Source organism: Fictibacillus nanhaiensis (genome assembly GCF_036213205.1).
Classification (GTDB): domain Bacteria; phylum Bacillota; class Bacilli; order Bacillales; family Fictibacillaceae; genus Fictibacillus; species Fictibacillus nanhaiensis_E.
In genome coordinates, this window is sequence record NZ_JARMFC010000014.1 from 84,085 (window position 1) to 98,950 (window position 14,866).

Here is a 14,866-nt window from a genome sequence, read left to right on the forward strand (position 1 = left end):
ATATGCTCGTTCCCGGAGATATATGCTCGTTCCTGGAGATATATGCTCGTTCCCGGAGATATATGCTCGTTCATAGTAATCCCCTCCTGATGAACGTTCGCCTCACTTCGACATCTACCGTCGAATTTCGTAAAAAAAGTTTCAGTTTTGTTACAAATGTAGAAAATGAAAGGGTTTACATGAATTGTGACGAATAATATTTATGTAAGAACCACAATGTAAAGGGAGGATTCAAATGGAAAAAACTTTAGACCTTCAATTAAAACCAAAGGTGGCCGAGTTTCTTAACGGGACGAAAAAACATTTTATCAATGGGGAATGGGTCAGCTCAGCTAGCGGAAAAACATTTGAAACGTTAAACCCTTCAACTGGAGAAGTATTAGCCGTTGTATCTGAAGGTGGAACTGAAGATATCGATAAGGCGGTAAAAGCGGCAAGAGCTGCTTTTGAAACTGGTTATTGGTCAAAGATGCCTGCTTCAAAGCGTAGTTACTTAATCTACAAATTAGCAGAACTGATGGAAGAGAATAAAGAAGAATTAGCGCAGCTTGATACACTGGATAACGGGAAGCCAATCCGCGAAACGATGAATGCGGATGTTCCGCTCGCGATTGAGCATTTCCGCTATTATGCTGGTTGGTCAACAAAAATCGTGGGACAAACGATTCCAGTAGCAGGAAGCTTCTTCAACTATACGCGTCATGAAGCGCTTGGTGTAGTTGGTCAGATCATTCCTTGGAACTTCCCACTATTGATGGCTGCTTGGAAGCTTGGTGCAGCACTTGCGACAGGATGTACTGTCGTACTGAAGCCGGCCGAGCAAACACCTCTTTCTGCACTTTACTTGGCAAAGTTAGCGCATGAAGCAGGGTTTCCAGAAGGTGTGTTAAACGTTGTAACGGGTGCTGGTGAAACAGGTGCGGCGCTAGTTGATCATCCAAATGTGGACAAGATCGCTTTTACAGGTTCCACTGAAGTAGGAAAACTGATCATGCGCAATGCGTCTAACTCATTGAAGCGTGTAACGCTTGAGCTTGGTGGTAAATCACCAAATATTATCTTGCCTGATGCTGACATGAGCCGTGCGGTTCCTGGTGCGTTAAGCGGGATCATGTTCAACCAAGGACAAGTTTGCTGTGCAGGATCACGTTTATATATCCAAAAGAAATCGTTTGATAATGTCGTAGCAGATCTTGTTTCTCATGCCAAAAAAATCAAGCAAGGTCCTGGGTTAGATCCAGATACAACAATGGGGCCGCTCGTATCTCAAGAACAGCATAACCGCGTTTTGGGTTACATTCAAAAAGGACAAGATGAAGGTGCAGAATTGTTAACAGGAGGTACAACTCCTTTTGACAAAGGATATTTTGTTGAGCCGACAATCTTTGCCGATGTTGATGACAAGATGACGATCGCAAAAGAAGAGATCTTCGGTCCAGTTGTGGCTGCGATGCCGTTTGATGACTTGGATGATGTAATTTCTCGTGCAAATGACTCTGAGTATGGTCTTGCTGCAGGACTATGGACAGAGAATTTAAAAACAGCTCATTATGTATCGAACAAGCTTCGCGCTGGTACAGTATGGGTGAACTGCTACAATGCGTTTGATGCTGCTTCACCATTCGGCGGATATAAGCAATCTGGTATCGGACGTGAAATGGGATCTTATGCATTAAACAACTACACAGAAGTAAAGAGTGTGTGGGTTAACCTTAAATAGACAACAAGACATAACGGGGTCAAAGAATTGAGCGGATCAATAAGAAAAACCGGGTGCTAGATCCAGCATCCGGTTTTTTCTTTGTTCATTGATAAGCGGCGAATCTCTTCGTCAGTTTTGTTTTTTCGGTGCTCATGTAGGAGAACTACACTCCGCTCCTCAAAAACTTCACTTCCTCGACCTTCTTGCTTCTGAATGAACAATTTAAACATTGATAAGCGGCGAATCTCTTCGTCAGTTTTGTTTTCTCGGTGCTCATGTAGGAGAACTACACTCCGCTCCTCAAAAACTTCACTTCCTCGACCTTCTTGCTTCTGAATGAACAATTTATACATTGTTAAGCAGCTGGCTATTAAAGCATAACCTTAATAAATCGTAATCCTGTATCGTCGTAATCTAAACTTCGATAGAACTCATGTGTGTCTGTTCGGTGCTTCCCACTATTAAGTAAAATCGCCGTACATCCTTGTTCTTTTGCCCATTCTTCTCCATAGCGAACGAGCTCCTTACCGATGCCGTTTCCTCTGAACTCCTCACTTACAACTAGAGCAGAAATACGAGCATAGCAGCCGTTTTTTTCAAAGTAAATACCTTTTGTTAGGCCGATCATCCCAATCACTTGGTCGTTTACACAAGCCACAAAACAAGCATAAGCAGAATTAGGAAGCAGTGTTTCTAATCGCTCTGTCATCTCTTCGGGCTTTGTTGGATAACCGAGCTCTCCCATCAGATAAGAAAGTTCGTAACTGTCATCGTATCGAGCTTCACGTAGAATCACTTCACTCACTGTTTTCTCCCTCGTTTCCATGAGTTTCATTAGCGATGGAAAAGAAGCAACTGTCCTTTTGGTGAAGTCAGACGATGCGTTTTTTCTTGCATGTTCAGCTCAGCCAAACGGGCTTCTCCTTGTTCTTTTGCTTTAGAATCGTTCGGTGCAGAGATTGTTTCATCCAATATTTTTTCCCCGTTACTTTCGTATGCAGTTAGTGCGTATGTATTCATGATGATCGAACTCCTTTCGTATCTAAATTTGATTTCAACATTCGACGAATTTTTCCTGCCTTAAACATAAGAATTTGTATGAAACTTAAGGTATTACACCACGTACTAGGAATATATGGTATATTTTACAGCGGGAGGGATATAGTCATGTTGACCATTAACGAGGTAAGAAAACAGTTTGGAAGTTTTACAGCCGTTGACGGAATTAACTTACAGATTCCTAAAGGTGAGATCTTTGGTTTATTAGGTGCTAACGGTGCAGGAAAAACGACGACATTTCGAATGATCTTAGGATTGTTAACACCATCACAAGGAAGAATTACGTGGAACGACAAAGAGATCTCTTATGAGACAAGTGACCTTATTGGTTATCTACCCGAAGAAAGAGGATTATATCCAAAACTGACAGTAAGAGAGCAGTTGATCTATCTCGGACAGTTGCGTGGTATGACGCGATCACAAATTCAAGAACAGACAAATAAGTGGTTGAAGCGCTTCGGTGCCGAGGAGTATTTGAACAAGAAAGTAGAAGCTTTATCTAAAGGAAATCAGCAAAAAATTCAGTTCATTGCGGCTGTTCTTCATCGTCCAGAACTTTTAATCTTAGATGAACCGTTTAGCGGATTAGATCCCGTAAACGTTGAGCTTTTGAAGAGTGCTGTTCATGAGTTGAAAAAAGAAGGAACGACGATTGTCTTCTCATCTCATAGAATGGAGCACGTAGAAGAACTATGTCAGCATCTTTGCATCATGCATAGAGGAAAATCAGTTGTTCAAGGAAACTTAAAAGAAATCAAACGATCTTTTGGGAAAAAGAACGTATCGGTTAAAGCTGATTTTGATCTAACGTATCTTAAAGATACAGCTGGAGTTATTAAGCACCGTACAACAGGAGACGGAATCATCCTTCAAGTTGAACGCGAAGAAGTGGCTCAAGATTTGTTTCAAGCTATCCAATCAAAAGGATTTGTAAGAAAGTTTGAGCTTGAGGAGCCTTCATTAAATGATATCTTCATCGAGAAAGTAGGTGTTGTTCATGAGTAAATTCATGACCGTAATGATGCATACATATCGATCTAAGATTAAATCAAAACCATTCCTGATCACTACCTTGATTACAATCGGTTTGTTATTTGTCATAACGAATATGAATGAGATTACAAAAATGTTCGGTGAAGATGACGTTTCTAAGATTGGGGTTATTGACCGAACAGGAGAGACACTTCCTGCTCTTCAAACACAACTTAAGCAAACAAATGATGATCTGAAAGCAGAAGCTTTCACGAAATCGGAAAGTGAAGCAGAAAAAGCAGTGCTTGATGGTAAGATCGAAGGACTTTTAATTTTGGATAAAGATGCTTCAGGTATCATAACAGGAACTTATAAAGCCGAAGATGTAACACAGCAGAGTTTGATCGCGGATGTAGAGTTAGCTCTGCAGCAGATTAAGAACAAATCAGCCGCTGAGTCAATCGGATTGAACCAAGAACAGCTCGCTGCTATTTATTCCCCGGTTACTTTTGCAAAAGAGTCATTGTCAGATTCAGCGAAAAGTGAGGAAGAGGCAGCTCAAGTATACATCTTGGTCTATGTGGTCCTGTTTTTCATGTACATGGCGGTTATGATGTATGGAAGTATGATCGCCGTAGAAGTGGCAACAGAAAAATCTTCACGTGTTATGGAAATACTGATTTCTTCTGTATCACCTGTAACGCAAATGTTTGGAAAAATCTTTGGTATCGTACTAGTCGCTCTAACTCAGCTTGCTTTGTTTGTTGCTGGAGGGTTTCTAGCTGTTAAATTAAACGGGCAGCTTAGCGGAAGTGAGAGTATTATCAATGAACTAAAGTTAAACGAGATTCCAATATCGTTAATCATCTATGCTCTTGTGTTCTTCATTTTAGGCTTCTTCCTTTACTCGACTCTATTTGCGATGCTTGGTTCATTGATCAGTAGAGTTGAAGAAGTAAATAATTTGATGACACCTGTAGTGATTGTAATCGTGGCAGCATTTATGATTGCTATGTTCGGCAGAGAAAACCCAGAGTCTGGTTTTGTTGCTGCTGCATCATACTTCCCGCTGTTCACACCGATGCTCATGTTGCTTCGTGTAGGGATGCTTTCATTACCGGTTTGGGAAGTAGCACTAGGAATCAGCGTCCTTGTCGGAGCCATCTTCTTATTTGCTATAATTGGTGCTCGTGTATATCGCGGTGGTGTTTTGATGTATGGAAACGCTCCATCCTTGAAATTGTTTAAGCAAGCCCTCCTCTTAACCAAGCAGGAGAAGAAAAATACAACAGACGTTTAACGACTGAAAAGAGAGCCATCGAGCTCTCTTTTTTTACACATTCACAAGCGAACGTGCTTTCGTATATATGTTAAAATGAAGGGAAGAATGGTAGAAAAAGAGGATGAGTGAAATGATAAAGTTTTTACATTGTGCAGATCTCCATCTAGATAGTCCGTTCAAAGGACTTTCCTCGTTGCCTGAGGGGCTTTTTCAGCAACTTTCTGATAGCACGTTCGTATCGTTTAAACGCCTGATCGATCTTGCGATTTCAGAAGAAGTAGATTTTGTAGTGATTGCAGGAGATCTTTATGACAGCGGGAACCGAAGCTTAAAGGCTCAATCATATTTGAAAAATTGTTTTATGAAATTAAATAGTTATGACATAAACGTATATGTTGTTCATGGCAATCATGATCCATTAGATGGACAATGGGTAGATCTTGAGTGGCCGAGCAATGTGCACTTTTTTGATGGGAACCACATACAGACTCTTTACTTTGAAAAAAAGGGAAGACAGGTTGCGGCTTTGCACGGATTCAGCTATGAAACAGCAGCCGTGACAGATGATCGAACGTTACATTATCCGGAAAAAAGAGATGATTTGTATCATATTGGGATTCTGCATGGTCAGGCTGATGGTTATAGCGGACACAGCAGATACGCACCTTTTTTGTTAACTGAGCTTCTAAAAAAAGGCTACGATTATTGGGCGCTCGGACACATTCATAAAAGAATAGATTTAAACATAGATCCACCCGTTCGTTATTCAGGGAATATACAAGGCAGACATAGTGGAGAACTAGGAGAAAAAGGTGGTTACATCGTTACTTTAAACCATAACGATGTCAAAAGTCATTTTTACTCCACGTCTGAAATCGATTGGCAGGAATGTAGTGTTGACTTAACAGAGGTTGATAGTCTGCAAGAAGTAATCTTATTGTGTGAAAAAATGATCAGTACGCACCAACATCGAAATAAAGGTGTACTCCTCGTCTTAAAGTTGACGGGTCAAACTCAGCTTTATCATGATCTTTTGGATGGAACGTTCATAGAAGATTTAGAAGAGATCATGCGTGAGGAAGATTATGATTCTTCTTTTGTGCATGTTGTTTCGATTAAAAATGTAACAACTCCTTCTCTGCAAGAAGAACGATCGATGAAACAGTCTGCATTTTTTCAAGATTTACAGAGTGTTTTAGAAGATGATGGTGAACTGCAACAAGCGATTTCTGAATTGTCTACACACCGAACAGCGAGAAAATACTTAGAGTTAAATGAACAAGATTGGGAAGATATTAAACAACAAGCAGAACAATTATTATTATCAGAATTCCATAAAAGCAGGTAGGTGGAAATATGAAACTCGTTTCCCTTCATATCTATCACTTCGGTGGTTTAAAGGATTGTAGAATTAACTTTGAAAATAAGGGGCTGCAGATTCTTTACGGAGAAAACGAAGCAGGAAAAACGACACTGATGGACTTTATAAAGTGTATATTTTACGGTTTTCCTACAAAAAGTCAAAATCAACGCCGTTATGAACCGAAAGACGGAAACAGAATGGGTGGTAAGATCACCATTCACCATCAGATACACGGCACATGGACGATTGAGAGAATTGCACGATCTACTGTAAGCGGTGATGTGACACTTTTTGATGAAACTGGACAGCAGAAAGAAGAAGCATTTCTGATTCAGTTGTTGGATGGAATGGAACAATCGTTGTATACAGGTGCTTTTTGCTTTGGTCTTGATGGATTACAAAAATTAGACAAGCTATCTTCAGAAGAACTCGGCAACTTTTTATTAAGCACCGCTATCTCAGGTGACCGTGATCTACTCGACATTGAACAGACTTTTGAGAAGAAACAAGCCATTTTATTTAAAAAAGCGGGCAAAAAACCAATCATTAATGAAAAGCTAGAACAGCTTTCTTCATCAGCAAAATCACTTCAGCTCTTAAAGGAAAAAAACGAGAGCTATCAGGCGTTAACGAACGAAAAAGAGGGTCATCAAAAGGATCTTGGTAGAATTAAACAAGAGTTGACGGATATCCAAACAGAACTTCTCTCAAACAAGAGGCTACTCGAATTAAAGCCTGTACTGCAAAAATATAGACAGCTTGATGTAGAGATCAACTCTCTTGATTATGAACCATTTGATTTTCCAGAAAACGGACTACAACAATATGAGGAATGGCGTAAAGAATATTCAGGCTTGAAGAGTGACTTAACGTACACAGATAGCCGTATTCAAGCCGTTGAAACCGAGCTGAAATCAGTGATAAGTAATGAAAGAATGGTTAAATACGAAACAGAGATTAAACGTTTGTTTAATCAACTTCCCGAATATGAACATCTCTTCAATCAGTCGCAAGAGCTTCAACGTCACATACAGTCTTTAAGAAATGAAGAAAGAAATCTTTTTGATGAGATCGGAGAAACATGGTCTGAAGTAGAGCTTAAGAAACTATTACTGTCATTATCTTCTCTTCATCTTCTAGAAGATTTAATCAGGCAGTATGAGCAGATTGTAGATAAAAAAAATAGGTTAGAAGCCGAGCTCGAGGATTCTAGAATGAATCTTGAGCGTTTAGAAGCGGAAGAAGCAAAACAAAAAGCGAACCTACTATCTGAAGAAGAATATGCAAAGTTTCAGCATTCAAATCATAAGCAAACAAGAAATATTCCTTTCTACACAATACTATTGCCGATTTTTTCTTCCGTGTTACTTCTTTGGTCTGGCTGGATTTCTAAACATTCACCAGTCATGTTTGGTGGAGTTCTTCTGTTGATTACTTCGCTAGTGCTAAGTTTTATGTATTTGAGGAAGAATCAGTTAGGTGAAGAAATGCCAAAACACGTACACCATCGATTGTTAGAAGATGAGGTCCACCGTAAACAATGGATGCACCTTTCTCTTCAGCTTTCTAATGAAAACAACATCTATTTACAGCTTGCTAAACGGCTAGATTATTTAGAAGTGGAAGAAGCATCTATCTGGGACCGTGCTCAACGATGGTCAGACGATAACGGGTACAAAGGGCAGTTGAATCAGATTTTCGTATCAGGCTATATGAAGAGAGTCCTTCAGCTCAAGGATTTGTTAAGACAGCGGAATGAAGCAGAAAAAAAAGTACAAGATATATCGCTTAAACAGAGTAATTATGAGAAGAAAGCCCGCTCACTATCACTTATATTTGGAGAAGAACTCCAAGAAGATACGAAAAACTGGATCAATTCTTGTTATGCCGAATTGGAGAAGCAACTGAAAAATCAGTCACGAGCAGAGCACCTTCAGCAAAATAGAAAGGAACTCATAGAGCGAAGAGATGAACTAGAGAAAAAAATCACCTTTTTAGATGATCAGATCCGCAGTTTATGGAATGATGCGAAGGTTAGCAATGAAGCTGACTTTTATGTAAAAGGTAAAAACAAGGAACGTGCTAGCAAGCTAAAAGAAGAACGTGAAACGCTATTACATCAATTCATATCGTTAGGATTTTCAAAAGATGAAATTGGTGTAATGACGGAGAAAGTAACGATACACTTTGAAAAAACGCTTCATCATATTTCATTTTTAGAAGAGAAAGAGGAAGAAAAGCAAAAACAATATGCCGAGAAGGTTGAAGCAAAAGGGAAACTAGATTGGGAGTTAGCGAAACTGCTTGAAGATGGCAGTTACTCAGAGAATCTGCATCGATATGAGCTGCTAAAAGAAGAATGGAACACGCTAGTGAAGAAGTGGGCAAGCTTACGTCTTGCACAACATGCTCTTTCAAAAGTAAAAGAAGATTATCAAAAAACAAAGCTGCCAGCGGTTTTAGAGACTTCGAGTGCTTATTTTAGTAAAATAACAGAAAGTGAATACCAATCTATTACGTTCACAGACAAAAATGAACTAATGGTTGTAAACGGGGAAGGCATAGGTTTTTACCCGCATGAGTTAAGCCGGGGTACTGCTGAACAAGTGTATTTGGCTATCCGATTAGCAGTAGCTTACCATGCAGGACCGAGAGACTTTCCGATTTTAATGGACGATATTGCGGTTAACTTTGATGGACTAAGGACAAAACGAACATTACAACTGATACAAGAAGCTGCGTTTGATCGGCAGGTGCTGTTCTTTACCTGTCATAAACACATCACTTCTACCGTTCCATCTGTCCCTGTCATACATTGGCCACACCAATCCGTTATCGCGGAAATGTAACCAAAGGAGGGGAATGGCTCATGTCAAATGAGTATTCCATTTACTTAGTCGAAGATGAACAAGATCTTGCTCAAGTGCTAAAAGCCTATATGGAAAAAGAAGGCTGGAGCGTTTCGGTTTTTCACAATGGAGAAGATGCTTTAAAGAGTGCGGAAGATAACAAACCGCATCTTTGGATTCTAGATATTATGCTGCCAGGTATGGATGGCTATGAAATTATTAAAGAGATCAAAAAGACTTCAGATATTCCTGTTATTTTTGTTTCTGCAAGAGACCAAGACTTGGATCGAATCGTAGGACTTGAGCTTGGCAGTGATGATTATTTAGCGAAGCCTTTTATGCCAAGAGAGCTCGTTATTCGAGTTAGAAAACTGTTGACGAGAATATATGAAACCGGTAACCGCCTACCTCAAACCATTGAAATTACGGGGTATATGATTGACCCGATCTCTAGAAAGATCACACGTGATGGAGAGATGATTAACCTTACAGGAAAAGAAATCGACGTTCTTCTTTATTTGATCGAGAACAAAGGGAAATCTCGTAAGCGAGAAGAGATCTTAGAATATGTTTGGGGAGACGATTATTTCGGATCTGAACGTGCTGTGGATGATGTGATCAGACGCGTACGGAAGAAGATGCCTCGATTGAACTTAGAGACCGTTTACGGAGCTGGTTATAGGATTATACCGTCATGATACGCTTAAATCTAACTCAGCGTATATGGCTTTCATTCGGACTGCTGATATTTACGATTGGTCTATTAACAGCAATCATTTATCCGCTTTCCATTAAAGACACGCTGACTGAAGAAACGTATCGAATCATTGAGAATGAGCAGCAGAATGTATGGGATCCAAACAACCAGCTTCCTAGAGAAGGGGAATCACCTAAAGATTTTATAGAGAGAAGTACTGCTGCTCGTGATGTTGGACATGTTGTGATTGTTGACAAGTATGCCAACTCACAAGGAGATTTAATACCTGACGAAGTTCTTTATGAGATGGCAGAAAAAGCATACAACCAAAAGAAGAATAAAGGTCGTTACGAGTTAACTTACGAAGGTGCGACCTTATTTTATGCGATTTCAACTAAGACAAATGTAAAAGGTGAAAAGGTGTACTTGATCTCCTATATGTGGGATTCGTATCGCGATCAAATGGTTAACCGATTATGGTTAAGGCTTGTTCTAATTTTGTTGTTTACGGGTATATTCTCTATAATTCCTGCCATTTGGTTAGCGAGGTATTTACGATCACCACTCACCATTTTAGGAAAGCGGTTTGAACAGATCGCCAAACGAAACTGGCAAGAGCCGTTTCATTGGAAGGGTGATGATGAATTCTATATTCTTTCAAAGCAGTTTGAAGAGATGCGTCAAAACTTGTTAAGACATGATTATGCACAAAAAACGTTTATTCAGCATGCTTCTCATGAATTAAAGACGCCTATTATGACGATTAAGAGTTACGCTCAATCTGTAAAAGATGGCATCATGCCGAAGGATACGACAGAAGATATGATGGACGTGATCTTAAAAGAAACCGAAAGAATGGAAAAGCGTGTTCAAAACATGCTGTACTATACAAAGCTCGACGCTATGAAACTCGATGTTTTTACAAAAGAGAACTTTAACTTTGGGGACTTGGCAGAAGATATTGTTGAACGCTTTAGATATCAGCGTGAAGATATAGACTTTGAGATTACAGGTAATCATTACAATCTAAATGGTGATAAAGAGCAATGGGGCATACTGCTGGATAATCTAGTTCAGAACGCATTGCGATATGCACTCGAGACCATCAGGCTATCAGCTTTTAACAACGGAACTGAATTTGTTATTGAAGTGTTTAACGATGGAGAGAGTCTTACGGGTGTAACGGGAGAAGAAATTTTTCAGCCGTTCAGAAAAGGAAATAAAGGTCAGTTTGGACTGGGTCTTGCTATTGTAAAACGGATTGCGGAATTGCACGGAGGAAAAGTGGTTGCCGAGAATAGAGCAGAAGGGGTAGCTTTTCAGATTAAGATTCCTATAACTAGCCCTAAAAGGCAGGGTTAAAAAGAGAATCATTCACTACTCGTAAATTTTACCAACTTAGTGTTATGACAAGTAGTTAAATAGACGGATATGCTATACTAAAGCAAAGAAAGGCGGGGTGAAAGATGAAAAAAGGACTTGCGTTTTATAAGGTAGGAGAGATCGTAGATGGTTTCTTTCTTATCAAATCATCTGTTAAAGGAACGGCAAGTAATGGTAAACCATTCTTAACGTTGATCCTTCAAGATCAAACAGGTGATGTGGAGGCAAAACTATGGGATAGTTCACCAGAAGATGAAGAGCTGTACGCAGCTCAAGGTATCGTAAAACTAGCTGGTGAGATGGGGAATTACAGAGGGAAAATGCAGTTGAAGCTTAAAGCCATTCGCCCTGCAACGGAACTTGATGGTGTTAAGGTTAGTGATTTTCTAGAAACAGCTCCATTATCCCAAGACGCGATGGTAGAGACGATCACCAAATACATATTTGAGATGAAGAATCCAAATATTCAACGAATCACAAGGCATTTATTAAAGAAACATCAAGCTGAATTTCTAGAATACCCTGCTGCGGTTAAGAACCACCATGAGTTTGTATCAGGTCTTGCTTTTCATGTTGTATCCATGTTGGATATGGCAAAAGCGTTCAGCAAGCTTTACCCTTCTCTAGATACAGATCTTCTTTATTCAGGAATCATTCTGCATGATCTTGGAAAAGTCATCGAGTTGTCAGGTCCAGTTGCTGCGTCTTATACACTCGAAGGAAAGCTACTCGGTCATATTACCATCATGGTGAACGAGATCGGAAAGGCCGCAAATGAACTAGAGATTGAAGGAGAAGAAGTAACCGTCCTTCAGCATCTCGTTTTAAGTCATCACAGTAAACCTGAGTGGGGAAGCCCTAAAGCGCCGTTGATTCGTGAAGCAGAGATCCTTCATATGATTGATAATTTTGACGCAAGAATGAATATGATGGACCGGGCTCTCGAAAAGGTACAGCCTGGAGAATTTACGGATAAGCAGTTCGCTCTAGAAAATCGATCGTTATATAAGCCTCTTTTTCAAGGGGAATTTGCGAAAAATTAAGACCCTATTATAAAGTCAGTATTGTAGTGTTTTTTGCTATTGATCGTTTTTATTGTCTTCTTTGATAAGTTGATTGTAGTGGAAGGTGTGAGACTCCTGCGGGACAGGCGGGCAGGTGAGACACTTAAAAGTGAAACGTACGAATGTGGTTCACCGCCTGCCCCGCGGAAAGCGAACAACCTGAAACGGAAATCAACAACTGACAAGGACAACGAAGCACCAACTTTAATAAAATTAACCCATTGTGTAAAAATGGGAGATATGGTAAATTTGGAATTGGAAGTTAAGAAACGAAATTTTAGGAGGCAATGACTCATGGAAAGCATTGTTCAAGGTAAGGTAAGAAAGCAAGCTAAATAACGTCTAGTCCCATTTGGGAAGGCTTATTTTGCTATGCGATCTACTTACTTTTGAGCAATCCTCTCCATGTGCCAATCAAAGCCTTTTTAACGAAAAGCTTATGGTATGCACATGTAACGGTGTATACTCATAGGCTTTTTTCTATGCTCTCATTGGAAAATCGCTGTATTCACTGCTTGCTTATGAAAGGGACTGCTCAAAAGTCGGATCAGAGAAATCAACAGTGTCGGAAATTACGAAAAGGAAGAAGTGAACAGCATGAGATGGAAAGATTGGGATGCTAATCTAAAGGTTCGTTTAATCGGAGAATTTTTTGTAAATCTATTATTTTGGATGTTCTTCCCGTTTATGGCGATTTATTTTTCGGATGAGATGGGGAAAACAACGGCTGGCATTTTATTAGTCCTATCACAAGTAGTAGGTGTCATTACTAACCTTGTAGGTGGCTATTGTGCAGACAAATATGGTCGAAAGAAGATGATGGTTATTTCAGCGTGGGGTCAAGCAGTGACGTTTATCTTTTTCTGTCTTGCTAACTCACCGTGGCTGGACTCACCGATCTTAACGTTTATTGCGTTTTCAACGTTAGGACTGTTTGGTTCTCTATATTGGCCAGCTAGTCATGCGATGATCGCAGACGTTGTAGAAGAAAAGCATAGAAGTGAAGTATTTGCGGTGTTTTATACATCGATTAATATATCTGTGGTTTTTGGCCCTGTCTTGGGAAGTATTTTCTTTTTCTCTTATCGTTTCGAACTATTACTAGCGTGTTTACTCGTGAGTGTGGTGTTAGCGGTAGTTTTAGCGAAATACATTCGTGAAACGGTACCCGTAAAAAAAGAAGTGTTAGAACACGTAGGAACTGATAAGAATTGGTTCCAGGCGATCGGTGAACAGTTGAAAGACTATCGAGTGATCGCGAGTGATAAGTTATTTTTGCTCTTTATCTTAGCGGGGATTCTTGTCGCTCAAACCTTTATGCAGATGGACCTACTCCTAGCTGTTTACACAACAGAAAAAGTACCAGAGCAATCGCTCTTTGCGATTGGCAATTGGGACATTTCGTTAACGGGTGAAAAAGTATTTGGTTACCTAATCTCGCTTAACGGATTAATGGTAGCATTATGTACAGTGTGGATGGCTAAATGGATGAACCGATTCAAAGAAGGCAGAGTCTTTATCCTTTCTGCACTTTTATACGGTGTGTCGATGCTTGTGTTCGGCAGTACGACGATGATGTGGATTCTTTTTGGTGCCATGGTCATCTTTACAACGGCTGAGCTGATGGTAGTTGGAATTCAAGAAAGCTTTATTTCAAAGCTTGCGCCAGAAAACATGAGAGGACAGTACTTTGCTGCAGCGGGTCTGCGCTTTACAATCGGGCGTACGATTGCACCGATCTCTATTCCATTAACGATGTGGATAGGCTTTGAGAATACGTTTTATCTTCTTTTTGTGTTAGCGATGATGAGTGCTGGACTCTATTACTTGATGTTCCGTGCGTTTGACAAGAAAGTTCAGTCAAATAAAACAGAAAAAGAATCTAAAGCTGAACCTGCACTTTCATGACATAACTTCTTATTTTCCCTCATAGACTAAAATTAAAAGCTTGTCTAATAAGGGGGAGTTAATCGATGAAAGGATACGCTGCTTTATTTTTCGGTGCCATACTTATAGCTGCCTTTGTTTTAAAAGAATATTCAGCTGGAGTGGGCAACTTCTTTACTATGACTCCATGGTGGATGTATTTCGTGCTTTGCGGCATTATCTATAGCGGTTATCGAATCGTTACATTGTTTCAGGAAGATCGAGAAATCGAGCAAAGAGTGATAGAAGAAGAAGGCAGAGTATACATGGAGAGAATCGAGAGAGCGAAGGCTCAGGAATCAGCTCAGTCTTCCGCTGATGATGATGCGGAGGATCTAGTTGCAGCAGCAGGGGATGAAGGTAATTATAATGATGATTCAAATCGTCTGTAGAATAAGAGTTAAGGAAAAGACCTGCTGATTGCAGGTCTTTTTCCTGTCTTTCTAAGATAGACAGGTTCAAGCTAATGGTATCATTTTTTATGTGATCTAAATCCTTCTGTTTTTTTAAGAAAGATTTTGCAGCCAATTGTGGTGTAAAATTCTTCTGCATAGCTTACAGAATAAGTA

13 protein-coding genes are annotated in these 14,866 nt (G+C 39.8%); 10 read left to right on the forward strand and 3 right to left on the reverse strand.

Features of this window, described 5'->3' with window-relative positions; translation table 11 throughout:
* Positions 1-235 precede the first annotated feature (235 nt).
* Positions 236-1,720: an aldehyde dehydrogenase family protein gene (locus P4V41_RS14470; protein ID WP_197222027.1), complete on the forward strand. Its 1,485-nt coding sequence runs from the start codon at positions 236-238 to the stop codon at positions 1,718-1,720.
* Between the two features lie 56 nt (positions 1,721-1,776).
* On the opposite strand, the gene P4V41_RS14475 is transcribed toward P4V41_RS14470, so the two are convergent.
* Genes P4V41_RS14475 through P4V41_RS14485 form a run of 3 tightly spaced genes read right to left on the reverse strand, consistent with a single transcriptional unit; the run spans position 1,777 to position 2,722 of the window.
* Positions 1,777-2,055, reverse strand: coding sequence for a hypothetical protein (locus P4V41_RS14475; RefSeq protein ID WP_328085767.1), 279 nt, complete (start codon positions 2,053-2,055; stop codon positions 1,777-1,779).
* Between the two features lie 17 nt (positions 2,056-2,072).
* Positions 2,073-2,507 (reverse strand): GNAT family N-acetyltransferase, encoded by a 435-nt coding sequence (locus P4V41_RS14480; RefSeq protein WP_328085768.1) that lies wholly within the window; start codon positions 2,505-2,507, stop codon positions 2,073-2,075.
* Positions 2,508-2,536: 29 nt separating this feature from the next.
* A complete protein-coding gene (locus P4V41_RS14485; RefSeq protein ID WP_066391354.1) occupies positions 2,537-2,722 on the reverse strand; it encodes a YhzD family protein in 186 nt (61 codons plus the stop codon).
* A gap of 147 nt (positions 2,723-2,869) precedes the next feature.
* Here P4V41_RS14485 and P4V41_RS14490 point away from each other — a divergent pair, with 147 nt between their 5' ends.
* The 9 genes from P4V41_RS14490 (at position 2,870) to P4V41_RS14530 (ending at position 14,689) form a co-directional block, all read left to right on the forward strand.
* Positions 2,870-3,766 (forward strand): ABC transporter ATP-binding protein, encoded by an 897-nt coding sequence (locus P4V41_RS14490; RefSeq protein WP_328085769.1) that lies wholly within the window; start codon positions 2,870-2,872, stop codon positions 3,764-3,766.
* On the forward strand, positions 3,759-5,033 hold the full coding sequence (locus P4V41_RS14495; protein WP_328085770.1) for an ABC transporter permease: 1,275 nt from the start codon (positions 3,759-3,761) through the stop codon (positions 5,031-5,033). Before P4V41_RS14490 ends, P4V41_RS14495 begins: the two co-directional genes overlap by 8 nt.
* Before the next feature lie 112 nt (positions 5,034-5,145).
* On the forward strand, positions 5,146-6,363 hold the full coding sequence (locus P4V41_RS14500; RefSeq protein WP_328085771.1) for a DNA repair exonuclease: 1,218 nt from the start codon (positions 5,146-5,148) through the stop codon (positions 6,361-6,363).
* An 8-nt stretch (positions 6,364-6,371) separates the two neighbouring features.
* Positions 6,372-9,227 carry an ATP-binding protein gene (locus tag P4V41_RS14505; RefSeq protein ID WP_328085772.1) on the forward strand — a complete coding sequence of 952 codons (2,856 nt, stop codon included), beginning with the start codon at positions 6,372-6,374 and terminating at the stop codon, positions 9,225-9,227.
* 20 nt (positions 9,228-9,247) lie between these two features.
* Positions 9,248-9,925, forward strand: coding sequence for a response regulator transcription factor (locus P4V41_RS14510; RefSeq protein WP_328085773.1), 678 nt, complete (start codon positions 9,248-9,250; stop codon positions 9,923-9,925).
* Entirely contained in the window at positions 9,922-11,286 is a 1,365-nt protein-coding gene (locus P4V41_RS14515; protein ID WP_328085774.1) for a HAMP domain-containing sensor histidine kinase, read from the forward strand. The genes P4V41_RS14510 and P4V41_RS14515 overlap by 4 nt, the downstream gene beginning before the upstream one ends.
* Positions 11,287-11,390: 104 nt before the next feature.
* Positions 11,391-12,350: a 3'-5' exoribonuclease YhaM gene (yhaM, locus tag P4V41_RS14520; RefSeq protein ID WP_328085775.1), complete on the forward strand. Its 960-nt coding sequence runs from the start codon at positions 11,391-11,393 to the stop codon at positions 12,348-12,350.
* Between the two features lie 618 nt (positions 12,351-12,968).
* Entirely contained in the window at positions 12,969-14,279 is a 1,311-nt protein-coding gene (locus tag P4V41_RS14525) for an MFS transporter (RefSeq protein WP_328085776.1), read from the forward strand.
* 65 nt (positions 14,280-14,344) lie between these two features.
* The gene (locus P4V41_RS14530; protein WP_328085778.1) at positions 14,345-14,689 is read left to right on the forward strand and encodes a sporulation YhaL family protein; all 345 of its coding nucleotides are present in this window, start codon (positions 14,345-14,347) and stop codon (positions 14,687-14,689) included.
* Positions 14,690-14,866: the final 177 nt, after the last annotated feature.

Excerpts from the sequence above, each read along its gene's own strand:
- P4V41_RS14470 (WP_197222027.1), top strand. The coding sequence starts at position 236 with ATGGAAAAAACTTTAGACCTTCAATTAAAACCAAAGGTGGCCGAGTTT.
- P4V41_RS14475 (WP_328085767.1), bottom strand. The coding sequence starts at position 2,055 with ATGTATAAATTGTTCATTCAGAAGCAAGAAGGTCGAGGAAGTGAAGTT.
- P4V41_RS14485 (WP_066391354.1), bottom strand. The coding sequence starts at position 2,722 with ATGAATACATACGCACTAACTGCATACGAAAGTAACGGGGAAAAAATA.
- P4V41_RS14490 (WP_328085769.1), top strand. The coding sequence starts at position 2,870 with ATGTTGACCATTAACGAGGTAAGAAAACAGTTTGGAAGTTTTACAGCC.
- P4V41_RS14495 (WP_328085770.1), top strand. The coding sequence starts at position 3,759 with ATGAGTAAATTCATGACCGTAATGATGCATACATATCGATCTAAGATT.
- P4V41_RS14500 (WP_328085771.1), top strand. The coding sequence starts at position 5,146 with ATGATAAAGTTTTTACATTGTGCAGATCTCCATCTAGATAGTCCGTTC.
- P4V41_RS14505 (WP_328085772.1), top strand. The coding sequence starts at position 6,372 with ATGAAACTCGTTTCCCTTCATATCTATCACTTCGGTGGTTTAAAGGAT.
- P4V41_RS14510 (WP_328085773.1), top strand. The coding sequence starts at position 9,248 with ATGTCAAATGAGTATTCCATTTACTTAGTCGAAGATGAACAAGATCTT.
- P4V41_RS14515 (WP_328085774.1), top strand. The coding sequence starts at position 9,922 with ATGATACGCTTAAATCTAACTCAGCGTATATGGCTTTCATTCGGACTG.
- yhaM (WP_328085775.1), top strand. The coding sequence starts at position 11,391 with ATGAAAAAAGGACTTGCGTTTTATAAGGTAGGAGAGATCGTAGATGGT.
- P4V41_RS14525 (WP_328085776.1), top strand. The coding sequence starts at position 12,969 with ATGAGATGGAAAGATTGGGATGCTAATCTAAAGGTTCGTTTAATCGGA.
- P4V41_RS14530 (WP_328085778.1), top strand. The coding sequence starts at position 14,345 with ATGAAAGGATACGCTGCTTTATTTTTCGGTGCCATACTTATAGCTGCC.